At 41.1% G+C, this 19,225-nt stretch carries 17 protein-coding genes; 16 read left to right on the top strand and 1 reads right to left on the bottom strand.

The features are described 5' to 3' along the window. Window positions 1-12: 12 nt before the first annotated feature. Together IE199_RS00495 and IE199_RS00490 are read left to right on the top strand one after the other, a co-directional pair. Window positions 13-525: a MotA/TolQ/ExbB proton channel family protein gene (locus IE199_RS00495; RefSeq protein WP_189766761.1), complete on the top strand. Its 513-nt coding sequence runs from the start codon at window positions 13-15 to the stop codon at window positions 523-525. Window positions 526-538: 13 nt separating this feature from the next. Next, window positions 539-865: a DUF2149 domain-containing protein gene (locus IE199_RS00490; RefSeq protein WP_189766760.1), complete on the top strand. Its 327-nt coding sequence runs from the start codon at window positions 539-541 to the stop codon at window positions 863-865. A 71-nt stretch (window positions 866-936) separates the two neighbouring features. Here IE199_RS00490 and IE199_RS00485 read toward each other — a convergent pair whose 3' ends face one another. After that, on the bottom strand, window positions 937-3,138 hold the full coding sequence (locus IE199_RS00485; RefSeq protein WP_229854442.1) for a TonB-dependent siderophore receptor: 2,202 nt from the start codon (window positions 3,136-3,138) through the stop codon (window positions 937-939). A gap of 244 nt (window positions 3,139-3,382) precedes the next feature. Between IE199_RS00485 and IE199_RS00480 the strand changes: the two genes are divergently transcribed. The 14 genes from IE199_RS00480 (at window position 3,383) to IE199_RS00415 (ending at window position 19,225) form a co-directional block, all read left to right on the top strand. Continuing rightward, window positions 3,383-5,755, top strand: coding sequence for a TonB-dependent receptor domain-containing protein (locus tag IE199_RS00480; protein WP_189766759.1), 2,373 nt, complete (start codon window positions 3,383-3,385; stop codon window positions 5,753-5,755). 48 nt (window positions 5,756-5,803) lie between these two features. After that, window positions 5,804-6,406: a PepSY-associated TM helix domain-containing protein gene (locus tag IE199_RS00475; RefSeq protein ID WP_189766758.1), complete on the top strand. Its 603-nt coding sequence runs from the start codon at window positions 5,804-5,806 to the stop codon at window positions 6,404-6,406. 16 nt (window positions 6,407-6,422) lie between these two features. Continuing rightward, complete coding sequence (locus IE199_RS00470) at window positions 6,423-6,941, top strand: DUF2271 domain-containing protein (RefSeq protein ID WP_229854440.1); 519 nt, start codon at window positions 6,423-6,425, stop codon at window positions 6,939-6,941. Window positions 6,942-6,964: 23 nt separating this feature from the next. Continuing rightward, window positions 6,965-7,798, top strand: a complete 834-nt coding sequence (locus tag IE199_RS00465; protein WP_189766757.1) for a DUF4198 domain-containing protein — start codon at window positions 6,965-6,967, stop codon at window positions 7,796-7,798. Between the two features lie 3 nt (window positions 7,799-7,801). Continuing rightward, on the top strand, window positions 7,802-9,079 hold the full coding sequence (locus tag IE199_RS00460; RefSeq protein WP_189766756.1) for an NADPH cytochrome P450 oxidoreductase family protein: 1,278 nt from the start codon (window positions 7,802-7,804) through the stop codon (window positions 9,077-9,079). A gap of 158 nt (window positions 9,080-9,237) precedes the next feature. Continuing rightward, window positions 9,238-10,050 (top strand): hypothetical protein, encoded by an 813-nt coding sequence (locus tag IE199_RS00455; protein ID WP_189766755.1) that lies wholly within the window; start codon window positions 9,238-9,240, stop codon window positions 10,048-10,050. Window positions 10,051-10,052: 2 nt separating this feature from the next. Next, entirely contained in the window at window positions 10,053-11,090 is a 1,038-nt protein-coding gene (locus tag IE199_RS00450) for an extracellular solute-binding protein (RefSeq protein WP_189766754.1), read from the top strand. Beyond that, the gene (locus tag IE199_RS00445) at window positions 11,087-12,607 is read left to right on the top strand and encodes an ABC transporter permease (protein ID WP_189766753.1); all 1,521 of its coding nucleotides are present in this window, start codon (window positions 11,087-11,089) and stop codon (window positions 12,605-12,607) included. Before IE199_RS00450 ends, IE199_RS00445 begins: the two co-directional genes overlap by 4 nt. After that, window positions 12,607-13,638 carry an ABC transporter ATP-binding protein gene (locus IE199_RS00440; protein ID WP_189766752.1) on the top strand — a complete coding sequence of 344 codons (1,032 nt, stop codon included), beginning with the start codon at window positions 12,607-12,609 and terminating at the stop codon, window positions 13,636-13,638. The genes IE199_RS00445 and IE199_RS00440 overlap by 1 nt, the downstream gene beginning before the upstream one ends. A 69-nt stretch (window positions 13,639-13,707) precedes the next feature. Continuing rightward, window positions 13,708-14,277, top strand: a complete 570-nt coding sequence (locus tag IE199_RS00435) for an RNA polymerase sigma factor (RefSeq protein WP_189766751.1) — start codon at window positions 13,708-13,710, stop codon at window positions 14,275-14,277. A gap of 2 nt (window positions 14,278-14,279) precedes the next feature. After that, a complete protein-coding gene (locus tag IE199_RS00430; protein ID WP_189766750.1) occupies window positions 14,280-14,648 on the top strand; it encodes a hypothetical protein in 369 nt (122 codons plus the stop codon). Window positions 14,649-14,995: 347 nt separating this feature from the next. Then, the gene (locus IE199_RS00425; protein WP_189766749.1) at window positions 14,996-16,219 is read left to right on the top strand and encodes an efflux RND transporter periplasmic adaptor subunit; all 1,224 of its coding nucleotides are present in this window, start codon (window positions 14,996-14,998) and stop codon (window positions 16,217-16,219) included. Further along, window positions 16,212-16,892, top strand: coding sequence for an ABC transporter ATP-binding protein (locus IE199_RS00420; protein ID WP_189766748.1), 681 nt, complete (start codon window positions 16,212-16,214; stop codon window positions 16,890-16,892). The genes IE199_RS00425 and IE199_RS00420 overlap by 8 nt, the downstream gene beginning before the upstream one ends. A gap of 2 nt (window positions 16,893-16,894) precedes the next feature. Next, window positions 16,895-19,225, top strand: a complete 2,331-nt coding sequence (locus IE199_RS00415; RefSeq protein WP_189766747.1) for an FtsX-like permease family protein — start codon at window positions 16,895-16,897, stop codon at window positions 19,223-19,225.

Genomic DNA, 19,225 nt, shown 5'->3' with positions numbered 1-19,225 from the left:
GGAGATTTAACAATGGAATATGGCATAGTACAAGGTGCACTGCACCTATTGGTCGGCTTGTTACTTTACCCAGTAATATTTGCTTTGATCATTTCACTTATTGTCACCTTATGGGAGCTGGGCAAAGCAATAGCGGAGCCTACCTTTGCATTAACTAAATTTAATATCGCGAGTTTGCAAGCAGAACAACTCTTTAAACACTACGCGACTAAACGACTAGAGCGCGTAGATTTGCTGGCACGCTCTGGCCCTATTTTGGGTTTAATGGGCACCTTGATCCCATTAGGCCCAGGGCTAACAGCACTAGGCTCTGGCAATATTGAACTCTTGGCGACAGCCTTGACGGTCGCCTTTGACACCACAGTCATCGGCTTACTAGTCGGTTTAGTGGCTTTTATCATAGGTCGAGTGCGCAGACGTTGGTATGAAAATACTTGGCAAAATATGCAACTTGTTCAACAACAAGAAACGGCAGTGATTGACATCACACAGCATCAAAAGCCAAGTAAAGTAGCCAGTCATTAGTAGGAGCGAGATTATGACTAAACCATCGTGGCAATCTTCTACCTTTGCTGAGCAAGAAAGTGACCCGCTAGCAGGTTTTGCCAATATTATGGACGTGATGTTAGTGTTTTCACTGGGCTTAATGTTAGCCCTTGTAGCCCAAAGTCCAGAATTACAGCAGAAACTCAATATTACCGCAGCACATAAAACTTTGGAGGTAAAAGCTGGCAAGGAATTAACCCAGTTGCCAGCACAGCTAGACCAAGCATTAAAAGGACAAACTCAAGGAATGGAGTCGCTGGGGCAAGTGTATAAAGACCCTAAAACGGGTAAGCTGATATTAATTAGTAAAGAGAACTAAGCTTAAATTAGTGTATTAATTGGCGTTGAAAGATAAAGGCGATAACTATCGCCTTTATCTTAATTAAGAAGTTACCAGTTATAGGTAAACTCAACAAAAGCACTGCGTGGTTTGCCCGGAAAATGCCCAGTTCTGTCAATAAAACCAGATTCAGCATATTCTTTGTCAAACAAGTTATCGATTCTAAACATTACTTTGTAGTCATCCACTTCAAAAATAATTGAAGCATCGGCAACAAAGTAAGATTTCACTTTTTGTCCAGACAGGCTTAACTGTTCATCAACATAATTGCCACCTAATGCAAACGCTAAATGTTGTTCAGGCAGTTGATAACGAGTCCAAAAGCCCAATTGATTTTTTGGTGCATTGGCAAAGCGATCACCAACGTTGTTGCGAATACCACTACCGCCAGCGCCTTTAGTAATTTGTGCATCATTGTAGGCATAGGCAGCACTGACTACCCAGTCTGGAGTAATATCAGCAATGACCTCAACTTCGACACCATCACTGGTTACCTCTCCAACAGCAGCTAAGTTATCTTCACCATCACCTTCAGGATCTAAACCCGTTGCTTGCAACAAATTTTGACGTTTAATTTGATAGGTGGATACACGCAATAACATAGTGTCATCAAATAGTTCAGCGTTAAGACCAGCTTCAACAATGGTACCTGTCGTTGGCTCAAATGGCCCACCGACAAGTTCGTTCTGACTGCCAACCCCCTGAGGCTCATAAGAATCAGCCCATTGTGCATAAAAAGAGATGTTGTCAGTAGCTTTGAATATACCACCTAATCGATAACTGACATTATTATCGTCAAATGACACTGTGCCCGAGGTATCGTCAAATTGGTCAAAACGCACACCGGTAACCAAAGTAAACTGCTGCCAAGCAAGTTCATTTAGCACATACGCCCCTGTGCGCTCTTGTTCTGTGTTACGCTTTGGGCGAAACTTTACATCGTACTTGTTCGATTGTGTTTTACCATAGTTAGGCTTGAACAAGCTAAGCGGTAAAATATCAGAATCAAGTGAGCTATTGCTTAAATAACGCTTGATATGATCTTTAGAAAATTTTGCGCCACCTAACAAAGCGTCTTCTTCACCTTGATAATAATCACCACCAAATGCAGTGCGTTGTTCAGCTCCCAATAATTGGCTTTCATAAACAAAATTGATACCAAATGATAATTGCTGCTGTTCACGCAACTGATCTCTAAATTCGCGCCCGACCAAATCAATTTGACCATCGCCATTGCTGTCAATTAAGGCTCTAGGCTCGTGATAATTTTGCTCCTGTTCATTATCGATGTAACGAATGGCTGCATCATAAGAAAGTTGCCCAGTTAAATGGCCAACTAACGATGCCTGCAACACATCAGAGCGCATATTTAAGAAATCACTTGGCTCGTTATGATTCCAGTCAGTTCCGGTTAAAAAGTTGCCATTATCATCTACTGGCACACCACGTAACCGGTTTGCCGCTAGGTCTTGTTGATAATGTGTGTATTGTAAAGTTAACAGAGAATCTTGCAGCTCTAGCGAATATCCAGTATCAACAATTGTTACTTCACTATCACTGTGTACTCTATGGGTATCTTGCTGCTCGTGAAACACCGCCACGCGTGCATTTTGTTTATCGGCAATTTCACCATTTAACTCCAAAGAGCCACCAAAGCGACTATCTGTACCAGCAATAATACGCCCCTGCGCCCTAAATTCACTGCTTGGCTTTTTGGTAACGTAGTTAAATAAACCACCTGGAGCCCCTGGACCATATAACATGCCAGCCGGGCCCTTCAAGAAATCGACACGCTCAACGTTAAACAGTTGTGGTACGTTAAAACCCACGTAAGGGTCACCACGTAGTCCATCAAAGTAAATTTCTTCCTGTCTAAAGCCGCGTGCGGTAACGCCTGCATAGCTAAACTGACTAACACCCGCAATGTTTCGGTATAAGTCTTTAGCGTCACGTGCGCCTTGGTCACGAATTAAACTTTCGTTGATAGAGCTGATCATTTGGGTGGAATTTAACGGGTCTGTAATTAACTTCCCTGTAGCGGAATCACCGTTACGATATAAGTTTACCGCTCTTCCGGTAACGGAAATAACTTCAATGTCTTGTTGTGCTTGTTTATCTTCGCTTAACTCTGAAGAGTTTTGCGCAAAAGTCGGTGTGCTTAATATCGCGGCAATCATTATTGCGGTTTTGGTTAGTTTTATCACGTATGCGTTCCAATGTTGAATATCGACGCGAATGATAATGATTTTCAATTATAGTTCAATAAATAATTTAGATAATGTATTAATCACACAAAAATTAAACTAAAAGTCCTTTAATTGCACACCGAATAAGTATTTATATTGATAATTATTATCATTTACATTGCGTTTAATATAATCATTGCTATAATCGCGCCCAAGAAAACAAGGCGTACCGCCAAATAATAATCGTTTTAATGCTCGCCCTTTAAAACAAATTTAAATATATCAACCAGTTGTAAAAGTTAGACACAATATGAACTCTTTAGTAAAACTTTCCTCTGTGGCTCTAGCCATGCAAGCTGCCTTTATTAATGTAGCTCAAGCCAACACATCACCTGAGCCAGAAGCAATTGAAACTATAGTTGTTACAGCCACAGGTTTTGAACAAAAACTAACGCAAGCACCAGCTAGCATTTCAATTATCACTTCTGACGATATTAAGTCTCGCGCATTTACTTCATTATTAGATGTAGTGAAATATCAAGAAGGTATTGATATTGGTACAAGCCGTGATAAAACAGGCCAAGGTAGCGTTAGCATGCGTGGCTTAACTGGTGAATACACTTTGCTACTTATCAACGGCAAGCGCCAAAATAACCATGGTGATATCTACCCAAATAATTTTGGTGGTAACGCGTTTAACCACTTACCTCCTTTAGAAACCATTGAACGTGTAGAAGTTATTCGTGGTCCAGCATCAACACTTTATGGTGCAGATGCACTAGGTGGTGTTATTAATGTGATCACTAAAAAACACGCTAAAGACTGGGCTGGTACTATTACATTTGGTCGCAGTTTACAGTCAAATGATGACTTTGGTGACGACATCACCACCGACGTAGCAGTTGCCGGCCCTATTATCGAAAACGTTTTAAGTTTGGGTTTACGCGCCAGTATTTATGAACAGCAAGCCTCATCACCAGAATTTTCTCCAGCGGTTGATCCAAACGGTAAAATTCATACTCGTTCATTAGGCTTTGGCAGTGGCGGTCAAACAGTTGATAATCAAAGCCAACACTACGGTTTTACACTTAACTACACACCAGTTGAAGGTCATGAGCTTTCTTTTGATTATGACAACTCTCACCAAGAATATGACAACACGCCAAGATACAATCTCGAAACTGGAAGCATTGTTTATCCACTGGGTACTAAAGACAGCATTGAAGCGCTTTGGCAAGATCGTCGTGGTCAAGTAAACCCTCGTGCAGGTTACGCTGCTGAGCAAGAGTTTGATCGTCAATGGTGGTCATTAGCCTATGATGGTGAATTCAGCTTTGGTGCAGTTTCTGCCTCTTTGGCCTACGTCGATACACAAAACAACGGCCGTACTTTGCCATTAAGTGTTGCAGAACGTCAGCTTTTACAAAAAATGTATGACGGTACTGGTGAATATGCAGATATGAGCGAAGATGAGCGTCGTGATCTAGCTGAAGCAACTTTCTTACCGCGCCCAGATCGCCCATTAGACAGCAGCCAATATACTTTTGATTTACGCTTTGATATTCCTATTGACAACGCAGCAGGAGATCACAACTTTGTGCTTGGTTTACAAGCAATTGACGGCGAGCTAAAAGATGGCGTTTTTGGCCTTGAATCTGGACAAGCAGGTGCGATTCAAGAACAAAAAATGTATTCACTGTTTGCCGAAGACAACTGGATGATTTCAGATAGCTTTACCTTAACGGCAGGTGTACGTTTTGATGATCACGACGTATTTGGTAGCCAAACATCACCTAGACTTTACGCCGTATATAACATCAATGACGAATGGACAGTGAAAGGTGGTGTAAGTACAGGTTATAAAACACCACAAACCACAGACTTATATGACGGTATTACTGGATTTGGTGGACAAGGCACTAGCCCTTTTGCCGGTAACCCTGAACTTGAGCCAGAAACCAGTGTTAACAGCGAAATTGCACTTTACTGGAGCCGTGGCGACCACAACTTCAACATCACCTACTTTGAAACTGATTTTGAAGATAAAATCGCGCGTGGCGACACAATTCAAAGCTGTGAAGTTACAGGCAACGTGCGTCCATGTGTCAACTTAGGTCAGTACGACCAACTGGGTTACACCAGCTATAGCCAAAAAATTAACATCGACGAAGTATCACTGAAAGGTGTTGAAATGGCGGGCCGTTACCAATTTAACGAACAATGGTCTGTTTATGCTAACTACACTTGGACAGACAGCGAACAAAAAAGTGGCCCTTATGAAGGACAACCGCTAACCAATACTGCAGAGCATATGGCTAACCTCAATGTGAGCTGGTCTATCAACCAAGATATCGATGTGTATTTACAAAGTGAAGTGCGTTCAGACAGATATCGCGGTTACGATTCAGTTCACGAGCGTGAATTGTACTTCAAAAATTACTCGTTACTTAATTTAGGTGCACGTTGGACCTTAAGTGACAATGTGATGGTTAACTTGCGTGTAAACAACTTACTAGATAGAGATTTTACATCATACTCAACTAGCTATGACGACCTAAATGGCGATGGCGAGTATGAGTATTTGACTGGCCGTGGTGTTGTCAGTGAAGTTGTTTTTGAAGATGATTACAACGTAAAAGACAAAGCTCGTAACTTTTGGGCTAGTGTTTCAGTTAGTTTTTAATCATGATGACGACACGTAAAGTGTCGTCAATTTATTTTTGGAGTCTAAATGCAGTTGACTTTAGGGTCAGTCAGACAATGGCATTGGATAAGTTCGGCAGCATGTCTTATAGGCATGCTGCTTTTTGCCATTACTGGGATCACATTAAATCACGCCAGTGAAATTAAAGTATCGCCAACAGTAATCCAAGTGGAATCGAACTTGCCCAAGAGCGTTTTGGAAGACTTAACGCTCGTTGCACAGACCGCAGATCAAACCTTGCCCAAATCACTGGTTTTCTGGCTTGCACAAACGCACAGTATACGGCTTTCTCAGCATGCAGTCGCTGAATGGTCGGAAGAAGAGCTGTATGTTGTGCATGCAGGCCCTGGTGTTGATACCTGGCTTTCAGTAGATTTTCTCAATGGTGAGCTAAGTTACGAAAGCACTGATAGAGGTTGGATAGCCTATTTTAATGACTTACACAAAGGTAGAGATACTGGCGTTGTTTGGGGCTGGTTTCTCGATATTTTTGCCCTAGCCTGCGTTGTATTTTGTCTTACTGGATTATTACTACTTTACCGCCAAACCAATCATCGTTGGATGACATGGCCGGTAACTATTTTGGGTGCGATTATTCCAGCAATACTGTTGCTGTTATTCGTGCATTAACAACAAGGAGAACTCAGTGTTAAAGCTTTCTAACCTAATATTAATCATGACTTTTTTATCCTGTGCGTTTATTGCTAAGGCGCAAGATAAGCTTCAGCTGGAGGTAAATATTCCTCGATTACAAGTTGCTGAATATCACAAACCTTATGTCGCCATTTGGTTGGAAGATTCACAACGTAAAGTTACCCAAGTTGCTGTTTGGTATGACGTTGAAATGGAAAATAAAAAAGGCGAAGAGTGGCTAGCCGATTTACGTCAGTGGTGGCGTAAAGGTGGCAGAAAACTAGCGCTACCTGTTGATGGTGTAACTGGTGCTACTAAAGGCCCAGGCAGCCATGTTGTCACCCTAGATTTAAGTAAACTATTAACAAAACAAGCACCGGGACAATACAAGTTAAGAGTGGAAGCTGCCAGAGAAGTAGGTGGTAGAGAATTAATAGAAATACCTGTTGAGTTACCACTAAACCCTAGCAACCTACCGTTAACTGCATCAGGCAAAAGTGAACTTGGCAAAGTTCAACTAACAAAAAATTAAACTAAAAGTTGGAGAATACAAATATGTTATCAAACAAAATCTTAAAGGCTGCAATCGTTGCGGCAACAGCGCTAGCTATTAGTACTTCAGCTAACGCACATCGTGTATGGATAAAACCAAGTAAAACAGTATTATCTGGTGACAGCAATTACGTTACTTTTGATGCTGCTGTATCTAATACTATTTTTGTTCCTGAACATTTCCCTTATCGTACTGATGGCTTAGTAGCCACTGGCCCAGATGGTAACACCATTGACCTGCAAAACGTTTCGACAGGTAAATACCGCTCAACCTTCGATATAGAGTTGACTAAAGACGGCACGTATCGCATTGGCGCGGCTTCTGCTGGCATTCGCGCTTTTTGGCGTGACGAACAAGGTAAGCGCCAAATGTGGCCACCTAGAAGCGGCGCAGCTGAAGGTGAAACCTTTGAAAATGCAGTACCTAAAAATGCAAAAGAGCTACGTGTTACTTATGGCTCACGTCGTGTTGAAACCTTTGTAACGCTTGGCGCGCCAAGTAATAAATCATTAGCGCCGACAAACAAAGGATTGGAGTTAGTTACTGTGACTCATCCAAATGACCTATTCGCTACCGAAACGGCAACATTTAAATTTATCATCGATGGTGAACCTGCTAAAGGCGTAGAAATTGAAGTAGTTAAAGGTTCAATGCGCTATAGAAATTCTTCAGAAACCATCACATTAACCACCAATGCAAAAGGCGAGTTTTCAGTGACTTGGCCACAAGCTGGTATGTATTTCCTTGAAGCTTCGTACAAAGACGATAAAGCAAAAGCACCTGCAACTGAACGTAGCGGCAACTACGCCGCAGTTTTTGAAGTACTACCACTTTAATTTATGAGTGATACATTTCGTATTAGCATCTCATTGGCACTGGGTTTATCTTGGTGCCTATGGGTTGCTTGGTTATGGTGGAAAAAACGCCCATTGATTGCCGTTAATGGTGGTCAACGTATAGTTGTATACGCCAGTCAAACAGGTAACGCGCAAACAAACGCAGCGTTGCATCAAACAAAGTTAGCCAACGCCATTGTATTGCCACTCAACAAACTCAAAACACAACATTTGACATTGGCAGATGAAATACACTTTCATCTGAGTACATATGGCGATGGTGAAGCACCCGATAACGGCAGAGGCTTTTTAAAGTTACTTAATCAGGTCAGCCAAGACATCATTGAAAAAATACAGTTTTCAGTGACCGCATATGGCGATAGCAGATATCCGAAATTTTGTGCCTTTGGCAAAGAAGTTCATCAATCACTGTTAAAAAAAGGAGCGACTTCACTTGCAGATATTCGCCTCGTCGACGCGAATAATGCACAATCAACCGAGAATGACCCGTCAACATTTACCGATGTTGTGATCACAGAGATCACTCATTTAAATCCAAAGAGTCAAAGTCCTGGATTGTATCGCTTAACATTAAAAGCCGAGCAGCTTACTTGGCAAGCAGGCGATTTACTTGATATTTTGCCGCCCGAGGGTCAAGGTTATAGCATTGCCCGTACCTATTCCATCGCCAGCGCTTCTAGTCATTTGCTAGACGAGTCACTGGTGACTTTATTGGTACGCTTACACATAACGGCCAACGGAGAATTTGGTTTAAGCTCTGGCTTTTTAACCCAACAATGCCAAGTTGGCACTAGTATCAAAGTCAAAGTGCGCCCCAACCCATCGTGTCAGCTCACCACAGAAAAGCACCCGCTGTTATTAATTGGTGCAGGCAGTGGCTTGGCAGGTCTACTAGGGCATATCGAACAACGTGCATTACTCAATAATTGTGGCCCTATTTGGCTGGTTTATGGCGAGCGCGAACCCGGGCATGATGAACACTTATCTACCCAACTCAACAAATGGGTTCAAAGCCAAGTAATACAGCACTTTGATAAAGCATTTTCACGCCAAGAAACTCAGGCAAAGTATGTTCAACAAGTCCTATTAGCAAACGCATCAATGGTGAAATCTTTTATTGGTGAGCAAGGGGATATATATGTTTGCGGTAGCCTATCGGGCATGGGAGAAGCGGTAAACACCACCTTAGAACAAATTCTTGGCTCAACGGCTCTAAATACACTAATACAGCAAGGTCGCTACCATAGAGACCTGTATTAAAAATAACAACATGAGATAACTGTACACGTTGAAAATATCAACTTCTCTTTTTAATTGTTAACACTTGTGTAAACGCTTTACTATCTAATTAAGAATAAGTATCATTTTCAAGTTTAAAAATATAGCTTAGCTCTCTGTATAAAAGGAATCCTTAACATATGAACCCTGTAAGCAAAAAATGCATGAAGTTGCTGCAATCTGCCATCGTTTGTACGGCATTATTTTCTGTAACTGCACAGGCTAATGGCCCAATTGGCGATCACGTTAACCACTTAACAGATAATCTTCCAACGTATGAAAAAGAAGTACATTGGTTATTAGAAAAAGTGGACGGTATTGTGGCTCGCTATGAAGAAAAAGGTGCCAAAGCCGCTCATTCAGATGCGATTGTAGAACATTGGGAAGACGTAAAGTTTCATTCTGCCATTGAATCAAATTATGTGTTAATTTATGCCTCAATTTGGCAAGGTCTATTTGGCGTAAAAGAAGCCATTGATAACGGTTTACCGGCAAGCGCGGTAAAAAATGAGCGTGAAAAATTGTCTCAATCACTATGGCAAGCACTAGGCGCTGTAAAAATGGCGGCAACGTTCCAAGACAAAGGCCTGCTTGCGCAAGTACAAACGCGCGAAGGTGCACCTAGCAATTCATTAGAAGCCTTAGATCAGATCAACGTTCAACTTAACCGTGTTGTGGCAAAATACGCAGAAAAACTAAACGATACCTCAGTAAAAATGGTTGCTGAAACCTACTTAAATTTATTTGAAGGTGTTGAAGGCGAACTTATTGCGTTAGATGCAAATTTAGTAGAAGATTTGGAAAAAGACTTCAACGTCACCTTACCTAAAGCCATTAAAGCAAACGCTAGTGTTGGCCAAGTGCGCGAAATTATTGCTGCGATGACCAGCAAAATTAACAAAGCGAGTGCACTACTGAAAGAAAAAGCGAACAATAAAAAGGATGTATTTTAATAATGCAACGTAGAACCTTTATACAAGCCCTATCACTGGCAGGATTAGCCGCAGCGTTTCCCAGCATGTCACTTAGTGCTTTTGCCAGTGCGCGTCAAAACGTATCGGTTAACGATCTACCTAAGCTAGAGGGTGAGTTAACCCTCTATTTAGGGCGTGGCGAAGGTGGTTTGTATGAAGATGTTCTTAATGCCATTAAAAAACGAAATCCTAACTTTAAGCTAAACATACGCCGTGGACCTACCGCGGCGCTTGCTAATACTATCCTCGCTGAAGCAAAGGCAGGGATCACACGTGCCGATTTATTTTGGGCGGTTGATTCAGGCGCAATAGCGCAGGTGGCTAATGCAGGTTTAGCGAATGCTTTACCACAAGATATTAAAGAACAGTTTAAGCCACAGTTTCAATTTAACAACTGGGCACCGGTAAGCGGCCGAATTCGTACCATGCCGTATAACCCCAAAAAAGTAGGAAATAAGCCATTACCGACAAGCATTATGGATTTGCCAAACAGCGACTTTAGAATCGCTTGGGCGCCATCGTACGCTTCCTTTCAATCCTTTGTTACTGCCATGCGCCTTACAGAAGGTGATGCTGCCACCACCCAGTGGCTAAAAGCAATGAAACGCAAAGCCAGAAAATATGCTGGTGAATTAGGTGTTGTGATGGCCGTTGAACGAGGTGAAGCAGATATTGGTTTAGCGAACCATTATTACACCTTAAGGTTAAAATCTGGCAAACCAGATGCTAATTTAAAACTTGCCTTTACTAACAATGACGCTGGCTGTTTAGTGAATGCCTCAGGGGTTATTGCCTTAAAAGAAAGCAAAACCGCTATCGACTTTATCCGTTATTTACTGAGTAGTGAAGTACAAAGTTATTTATCAAGCGAAGCCTATGAAATTCCGCTCGCGGGTATAAATCCACCGCCTAAAGGCATTCCAAGCTTAGATGAAATTTCGCCCCCAAAAATTGATTTAACCCAATTAGCCGATTTAAGACCAACCCTTAATTTAATGAGAAAAGCTGGCGTATTATGAAGCCTTGGCCAACCTCTTATATAATCGCCCTTATCGTGGCGATTTTTTCGTTATTACCTGTTGCCGTTTTGGTGTCACTTGCTGCTGATGGCAGTGAGTTATTCGACGCTTATAATCTCGAAGTGCTAACCAACACCTTATTATTAATGGGCATTACCGCTTTTGGCGCTATTTTACTCGGTGTGCCATTGGCCATTTTGTTAACCTACGTGCAACTGCCTTGGAAAAAGTTCTGGTTAGTACTATTGGCAGCGCCACTCGCCATGCCTAGTTACTTAGGTGCATTTACCTTTTACGCTGCGTTTGGTTACAGCGGTGAGCTAAACACCTTAACGGGTATAGAAACACCACCGTTTGAAGGCCTGTTTGGTGCCAGTGTGATCATGACACTTTACACCTACCCATTTGTTTTATTAAGTACTCGGGCAGCACTGAGTAGCTTAGATGCCAGCCAAGTTTATGCCGCAAGAACTTTGGGTATGTCACTATTTCCAGCATTATGGCGAGTTGCTCTACCACGTATTGCCAACGGAATCGCCGCAGGTGCTTTACTTGCCTCGCTCTATGCACTGTCTGATTTTGGCACGCCCGCTTTTATGGGCTTAGATACTTTTACTCGAGTGATTTATGTTGAGTACAACGCCTTTGGTTTAAGTCAGGCTGCCATGTTATCGCTACAGTTATTGGTCATTGTGGCCTTAGTGTTGTATTTAGAGTCGCGAGTCAAAGGGAGTCAAGAGCCTCCTGGTCGCCACTTAATGTTTTGGCCTAATCTGAAACAAAGCCTGTTAATGATATTAGCCATGTTACCTGTGGTGTTGTTTGCCATGGTATTACCACTGGCGGTATTTAGTTTATGGCTATGGCGTGATGGCGCAGGCAATTTTGAAATAGACTATGCATGGAACTCCGCTCAAGCGTCACTACTTGCTGCAATCGCTGCCGTCATCGTCGCCCTTCCTCTGGCACATGCTTCCATTAAGGGCAAAGCAGGAAAGTTGATGGAACGTATCGTCTTTGTTGGCTTTGGTATTCCTGGCATTGTCATGGGTACAGCATTAGTTTACCTTGGTTTACAATTGCCGTTTTTATATCAAACCTTAGCCTTGTTAGTCGCCGCCTATGTACTTCGTTTTATTCCTCTGGCGGTAGGCAGTATCCGCACCGCTCATGAAAACTTAGATGGCACTATGGTTAATGCCGCCAGATTATTAGGAGCAAGTCCACAAGAAGCATTTCGCCGCATCACTCTCCCTCTGATCATGCGCGGCGTCGTTGCCGGTGGTGCTTTAGTTTTTTTGGAAGCGATGCGAGAATTACCAGCAACTTTATTACTCGGGCCAACTGGCTATGAAACCTTAGCCACTTATTTATGGCGAGTATATGAAGCGGGTTACTTTGGTTTAGCGGCAATTCCTGGGCTACTGCTTATATTTATTTCCGTCCTTGCGCTGTTACTGATGTTAACTGGCGAGCGTTTTAATGATATCGAATTGAATAAAGGTTCAGAAAAATAATGATCAACCTTGAACACTTAACCATTAATTATGGTGATAACACCGTCGTTAAAAATCTGAACTTTTCTCTTGGGCACGATGAAATCTTAATGTTAGTGGGCCCTACTGGCTGCGGTAAATCAACCATTTTAAAAGCGATTGCTGGCCTAGTACCTATCGCCGATGGAAAAATCACCAATAGCCACTGGGTAGCTGACGCCAAACATCAGGTACCACCTGAAAAGCGTAATTTGGGCATGGTATTTCAAGATTTTGCGCTATTCCCTCATTTAAGCGTGCTTGATAACGTTAGCTTTCGCTTAAAAACAACAAAAAAGGCTGAACATTGGTTAGCCGTATTGGGGTTAAGCGAGTTTAGCCAGGTAAAACCAAGCCAGTTATCGGGCGGACAAAAGCAACGTGTTGCATTGGCTAGAACCTTAGCCCATGAACCTGCCTTGGTGTTACTAGACGAGCCGTTATCTAGCTTAGACGCCGCACTAAAAGATGAGCTTCGCTGGCAAATTCGTGACGCATTAAAAGCCGCTGGTGTGCCGGCGATTTGGGTAACACATGATCAAGAAGAAGCGTTATCAATTGGCGATCAAGTAGGTGTTTTGCGTGCAGGCAATTTAGAGCAGTTAGCCGACCCACAAACCTGCTATAACACGCCAGCTAATGAGTTTGTTGCAGGCTTTTTAGGTGATGCCAACTTTCTCGATGGCCAACTCGACTCCAACAACAACAACAACAACTGCGTTAACACCGTACTTGGCAGCGCAGCTATTCATCCAAATCAACACAGCACCAATCAAGTAAAAGTGCTGCTGCGCCCTGAAGATATTGATTTACAAGCAAACGAGCAAGGCAACGGCAAAGTTATTTGGTCACGATTTGAAGGCAAAAGCAGTTTAGTGTTAGTTGAGCTAAGCGATGGCGAACAAATACGTGTTAGACAAAGCAATAAAGTGACGTTGCATACCAATCAAACCGTACAACTAACCATTAACACACAAGCACCACTTAGCGTTTTTCCTGTTACAGAAAAATAAATAAAAAAGTTTGAACCGACTTTTGACTCGCTTCGTCCTTTAGTCATAAAGGTTTGATTTAGGCAATAAATGGATATTTACGCTGCTAATAATTTGAAAGTTCAATTAATTGTTTTGAGAGCCCAGTCGGGCTCTAAATCAGCGTTTAAAGAGCTATATGAACTTTTTCATCAAGCAACATTTAAATATCTAGTGTCATTAATCAATGAAGCAGATGCTCAAGATGTTAATCAGCGGGTTTGGCTTAAGGTCTATCAACAACTGACTAAATTAGTGAGCCCGTTTGGTTTTAAACGTTGGCTCATGCAAATTGCTCACCGTGAAGCTATCGACTTACTTAGAAGAGAACGTAAATACTCAGTGCTTGAACAAGTCGATGAACAAGTTGACGAGCAAAACAGTGAGCAGCAAGCAACATTAGTGACGACGTTTGAGCTGCCAACCGATTACCAGCATTTACACGCCGCGATAAAATCTCTGCCTTTTACACAAAAAGAAGTATTGCTATTGCACTACTGGCAAGACTTTAGCTGTATCGAAATAGCACACATTTTAAGTTGCTCTGAAGGTACAGTGAAATCCCGGCTGTTTAATGCCCGACAAAAACTGCAACTGATCAACAAGGTTAAAGGAGAATAGCAATGGACAACAACACACCAAACTTGTGGCAAAAGGTAGAACAAGATCAGAAAAAATATAAATGGTTAACCTTGGTTGGTGTCACCATGTGGCTTATCGCCTTGGGCGCATTGGCTTACATTGGTTATTTGTTTTACCTTGAACTTCAAATTCTTACGCGACGGTATGAGGTTGGTTTAGTTCAAATGGTCGACATTTACAATGCGAAAAAAAATATCTATGTCGTGGTACTGGCAATCTCCATTATCATCGCCTGCCTGACCAGTATTGTGTTATTGATGCGCCAGCGCAGTAATGCCTTACACGATATTCAAATACGTTTAGCCTTACTGGAACAACATATTAGTGGCACCAGTAAAGAAAAACTTTAATTACTAATCTTAACGTTTTAACGTTGCGGGAAATTTAATCAATGTTCTCGCAACTCATTTGCTCATACACCTAAATAGGTAAACTGACAAAGCTTTAGCTGTAGTGCACTCGGCTAAGTTGATTTAGTGTGCAGTGTTTGACATGAACGGTAAATAATGTAATTTATTAAATGCTTCGTAGTTATTTTTATTTTTTAATAAAAATAACTTAGTAACATTTAAGGATAGTAAATGGAAATTACATCGCTCACGGACATTGACGTCAAAAATAATTTACTGTTTAGCAAACACATTAACACCAAATTCAAAACACTGAGTACTCAGATGAATCAGTTTGGGGTTAAATAATGCAAATTCCAAACGATAAACCGTCCTCAACTAAAAAGCTGCTGATAATACCTAGTATATTTTGCCTTGGTTTATTAGTCGCTGCGCTACTTTGGCCTAGTGCTAAAGGCAGTACAAATTTCGCCTATACATCACCTATACATGCGCCTATTGTAACAACCGTCGCGGCATTTGGCAGTTTACAACCAAAAACTCGACACACTATTTTGGCGCAGGTGAGCGGAATTGTTGAACATATAAACAAACGTCCAGGGGATAGAATAACAGCTGGCGTAACCATATTATCGCTAGCCAACCCTAAACTTTCACGAGAAGCAGACCAAGTGTTGCTTGATTTACAAACTGAACAAGCAGAATTAGAAAAACTAGCAGCTATTCAGCAAAAGGCGTTTAAAAATCATCAAGCACAAATCACTCTAGCCCAATACGATTTAACTATTGCAAAAAGTAAACTCGATGCACAAAAAAGGTTAAAAGAGCTCAGTGTGGTATCTGCGTTGGATCTACAACAAGCTGATCTCGCTCATCAAAAAGCTAAACTGATACTTGAACAACAACGAACCGCTTTAGCTACATTAGAGGTCACACAAAAAACAGAACGTAAGGCACAGTTATTATCGCTGCAACGTGCCGAAAAGCAGGTGGAGCTGCTGAAAAAAGATCTAGAAAACCTTGATATCAGTGCTGGAATAGATGGCGTGATTGTCAAACTAGATGCTGAATTAGAAGAAGGTATGCACATTTCAGAAGGTCAAGTACTGGGACAAATTGCAGAACCTTCAAGCTTATATGCGTTATTGCGTGTACAAGCAACACAAGCCTCTTTACTCGCGTTGCAACAAAAAGTGGATATCACGTTAAAAGGTCAAAATATCGAAGGAAAAATTTCAAGAATTTCACCCAATGTAGACAATGCTACTATTGAAATAGCAGTAAGTTTTGATAAAACACTACCAAGTAGCGCCATGTCTAATATGGCTGTAACTGCCAATATTCACATAACATCTGCGCAACCGACTTTGTTAATAGATAGACCTGAACATATTAGTTCCCCCGGGGCACATAACGTAGTTGTACAGCAAGGCAACAAACAACCGGTACTGCAGCAGATCAACGTTGGTTGGGTAGGTGACAGCCAAATCGAAATACTGCAAGGGCTATCAGTTAATGATCAAATTTTATTAATAGACCCAGATAAATGGCAGGAATCCAGAAATGAGTGAGCCAATACCGTTAATTCAACTAACTTCGTTATCTAAAACGTTCAACAGCAAAGCAGGCCAGCTATCCGTATTGAGGGATATAGACTTAGCGGTTAACCGTGGTGAAAGTGTAGCCATTGTTGGTAAATCAGGTAGTGGTAAATCAACGTTACTTTCTATTATTGGCTTGTTAGATGATGCAAGCTCTGGCGCATATCACTTATGTGATACAGAAGTTACGACACTTTCACATTATCAAACCAGCATATTACGAAACCAAAACATAGGTTGGGTCTTTCAAAATTTTAATCTAGTTTCATCACTGACAGTACAAAAAAATGTAGAAATGCCTTTACGTTACAATAAAAACATTAGTAAGTCAGACTATCAAAATATGGCTCTAACACAACTCAAATTAGTGGGGTTAGAGGATAAGGCTCAGAGTTATCCCGATCAATTATCAGGAGGTCAACAACAGCGAGTTGCCATTGCAAGGGCCTTAATTAGCAACCCAGATGTTCTGCTATGTGATGAACCAACGGGTAATTTGGACTCTGAAAACTCCGATCAAATCATTAATTTATTATTAAAATTAAACCAAAATGGCACCACCTTACTCATGGTCACTCATGATATGAATCTAGCTCAGCGTTGTCGACGAGTAATAGAAATTAAAGACGGCACGGTGATCTAACAATGTGGCAAGATATTCAATTTGGCTGGCGCTGCTGGCAACATCAGCGACTTCGTTGGCTATTTCTGGTCATTGCTTGGGGCATTTTTAGCGCTTTAGCCGTCATTGTTGTTCAACTTGCTTGGAGTTTAAGTGACGATAGGCCGAAGTGGGCAAACAATACCTCAACACTCTATACGGTAGGCTATAGCCTGCAACAACAGTTGATGACGGCAAAAGGTATTCATTTAGATACTGCTCAGTCAACACCTAGAGTCACTGGCTATAGCAAATACGCTTTGATGTCACAGCAGATTAAAATAAACGGTAGTGAACACAAAGTCAGTGTGCTTTTTTATGACAGTGCTTTTTTTGATTTACTTGGTGTTGATGAGCAATTTGCCTTTGTTGATCAAGGTGGTATTTTTGGCACAAACTACTTGCGCGATAGATTAAATTTAACTTCTGCCAACACAACTATTACTTTAGGTAAATCACAATCACCAATCACTCATTGGTTTCCTAAAGAATTTGATAGTTTGTCTAATAAATTTATCGACCTTTATTTACCTTTAGAGTTTTTCAGTACACTAAACCCTTTTTTCACTGGCGCGAATGCCACTGAAACTCAAGTGATGTTGAACTCGTTGCCCTTTTATTTTGGCTTAATCGCTGTTGATGAGCAATTTAACCCCGATGTAGCCACAGCCACCATGCAAAGTCAGGTTGATGAACTAGGTAATATCCAAGTTAACCTTAATTTGGACACCAATATTAGTTTAGTGGGCGGTGTTGAGTTGTTCCCTCAACAGCGTCAAGAATTAACAAGACAACTTATCATTCTAAGTATTATTTTAATTGCTTTTGCTTTTGTCCTTTTCAGTAATTACTTTTCCGTGATGGCAGCAATGGCATTAACACGCAAACAAGAATTATCATTAAAGTTTGCTTTGGGTGCTCCTAACCAAGTTCAGTTGTTGCATTTATTTCGAGAGAATATTCCAATGCTAAGTTTGGTATTTATCGTTGGCCTTTTAAGCGCCCTTTCAATACAAAATTTTCTACTTAATAGCGACATTTATCAAAAATATTTTGGTGAAAACATCCCCTTTTCCTGGTCCTTGTGGGCGGCGGTACTGATTTCCTGTTTACTTGCCATTACTTTTATAAGTCTGTTACCAATGCTTAACTTATTAGTTAACTCTCATTTCAGCCGCACCAAAGCGGGGTTAAGTAAAAGGCAACAACAACTTAATTATTTGCAATTTGGCACTCAAATACTTCTAACTTTATTCGCCATCAACTTTGCATTGGCGAGCGCCTATCAAGAATGGCTTAACCAAAGAACAGACACTGTTGATATGACAGTGCAAGGCCATAAAATTACACGTACAGACAACAGAGCATTTTCAATACCTTCAGCCTGGCTATTGGGACAAAACAAGCAGCTAACTGTTAGTGACAGTCCACTGATAAAGAAGCACTTTCCAGAATTGAAAATACAATTACTAGGCGACACGGAAAGCGACACAATTTTTACTGACAAAATGTCGGTTGCTAATAACTTTTTTTCGCTTCTAAATGCTAAATTTATACACTCAGGTGTGCTTTCACCCGGATCAGTGATTATTAATCAAGCGTTAGCGAAAAATCTAACAAGTAATACTGACCTAAGCCAACTTATCAATAAACAATTCACTGTAGAAAACGATCCTGAACAAATATTTACAATTGCCGGCATTGTGGAAAACTTGCCACACGCTGGCGTAAACTTGTCAGAAGTACCTATGCTTTATACCTCAATGCAGCAGTTGGGCGCATTACACGCTGAGATCTATATTTACACCGCTTCAAGTTGGCCTGATAACAACCTTTTAGCGCAACTCGATTTGACAAACGAATGGGGGAAATTAGAACAATTAGGTGATGTTGAACAACAACTTATCGAATTAAATAAAAGCCGCAGAGGGCTGTTACTAATTACCTTACAGATTGCCTTGTTTATTTTTGTCATGTTAACAATTGGTGTACTTTACCAATTAAAAGCGATGTTAATGGCTGAACAACGGACCTTAGGTTTACAACTTGCTCTAGGGCAGCACAAATCACAACTTATTATTCATAAACTTTTGCACAAGTTGTCACTTTGTTTAATAAGTATTGTCATTTTTATTAGTGCATCTTGGCTGTGCACCTCTTCATTTAAAGAATTGATTGGTTTAGATATTTGGCAGATTCCATCTATATTAACCAGTATAGTTTTAGTGTTATTCAGTGTCGTTTTTGCTTCAACTCTAACCCTGAAAACTAGTACCAAAAAAAATATCCAACAGCTACTCACGGCTGCAGTTTAA

The organism is Thalassotalea marina, assembly GCF_014656435.1.
Taxonomy (GTDB): Bacteria; Pseudomonadota; Gammaproteobacteria; order Enterobacterales; family Alteromonadaceae; genus Thalassotalea_C; species Thalassotalea_C marina.
Note: the sequence above shows the minus strand (reverse complement) of the source record. Positions and strands in the feature narration are given on the sequence as shown.

Excerpts from the sequence above, each read along its gene's own strand:
- IE199_RS00445 (WP_189766753.1), top strand. The coding sequence starts at position 11,087 with ATGAAGCCTTGGCCAACCTCTTATATAATCGCCCTTATCGTGGCGATT.
- IE199_RS00465 (WP_189766757.1), top strand. The coding sequence starts at position 6,965 with ATGTTATCAAACAAAATCTTAAAGGCTGCAATCGTTGCGGCAACAGCG.
- IE199_RS00430 (WP_189766750.1), top strand. The coding sequence starts at position 14,280 with ATGGACAACAACACACCAAACTTGTGGCAAAAGGTAGAACAAGATCAG.
- IE199_RS00450 (WP_189766754.1), top strand. The coding sequence starts at position 10,053 with ATGCAACGTAGAACCTTTATACAAGCCCTATCACTGGCAGGATTAGCC.
- IE199_RS00460 (WP_189766756.1), top strand. The coding sequence starts at position 7,802 with ATGAGTGATACATTTCGTATTAGCATCTCATTGGCACTGGGTTTATCT.
- IE199_RS00435 (WP_189766751.1), top strand. The coding sequence starts at position 13,708 with ATGGATATTTACGCTGCTAATAATTTGAAAGTTCAATTAATTGTTTTG.
- IE199_RS00475 (WP_189766758.1), top strand. The coding sequence starts at position 5,804 with ATGCAGTTGACTTTAGGGTCAGTCAGACAATGGCATTGGATAAGTTCG.
- IE199_RS00415 (WP_189766747.1), top strand. The coding sequence starts at position 16,895 with ATGTGGCAAGATATTCAATTTGGCTGGCGCTGCTGGCAACATCAGCGA.
- IE199_RS00495 (WP_189766761.1), top strand. The coding sequence starts at position 13 with ATGGAATATGGCATAGTACAAGGTGCACTGCACCTATTGGTCGGCTTG.
- IE199_RS00490 (WP_189766760.1), top strand. The coding sequence starts at position 539 with ATGACTAAACCATCGTGGCAATCTTCTACCTTTGCTGAGCAAGAAAGT.
- IE199_RS00480 (WP_189766759.1), top strand. The coding sequence starts at position 3,383 with ATGAACTCTTTAGTAAAACTTTCCTCTGTGGCTCTAGCCATGCAAGCT.
- IE199_RS00420 (WP_189766748.1), top strand. The coding sequence starts at position 16,212 with ATGAGTGAGCCAATACCGTTAATTCAACTAACTTCGTTATCTAAAACG.
- IE199_RS00440 (WP_189766752.1), top strand. The coding sequence starts at position 12,607 with ATGATCAACCTTGAACACTTAACCATTAATTATGGTGATAACACCGTC.
- IE199_RS00455 (WP_189766755.1), top strand. The coding sequence starts at position 9,238 with ATGAACCCTGTAAGCAAAAAATGCATGAAGTTGCTGCAATCTGCCATC.
- IE199_RS00425 (WP_189766749.1), top strand. The coding sequence starts at position 14,996 with ATGCAAATTCCAAACGATAAACCGTCCTCAACTAAAAAGCTGCTGATA.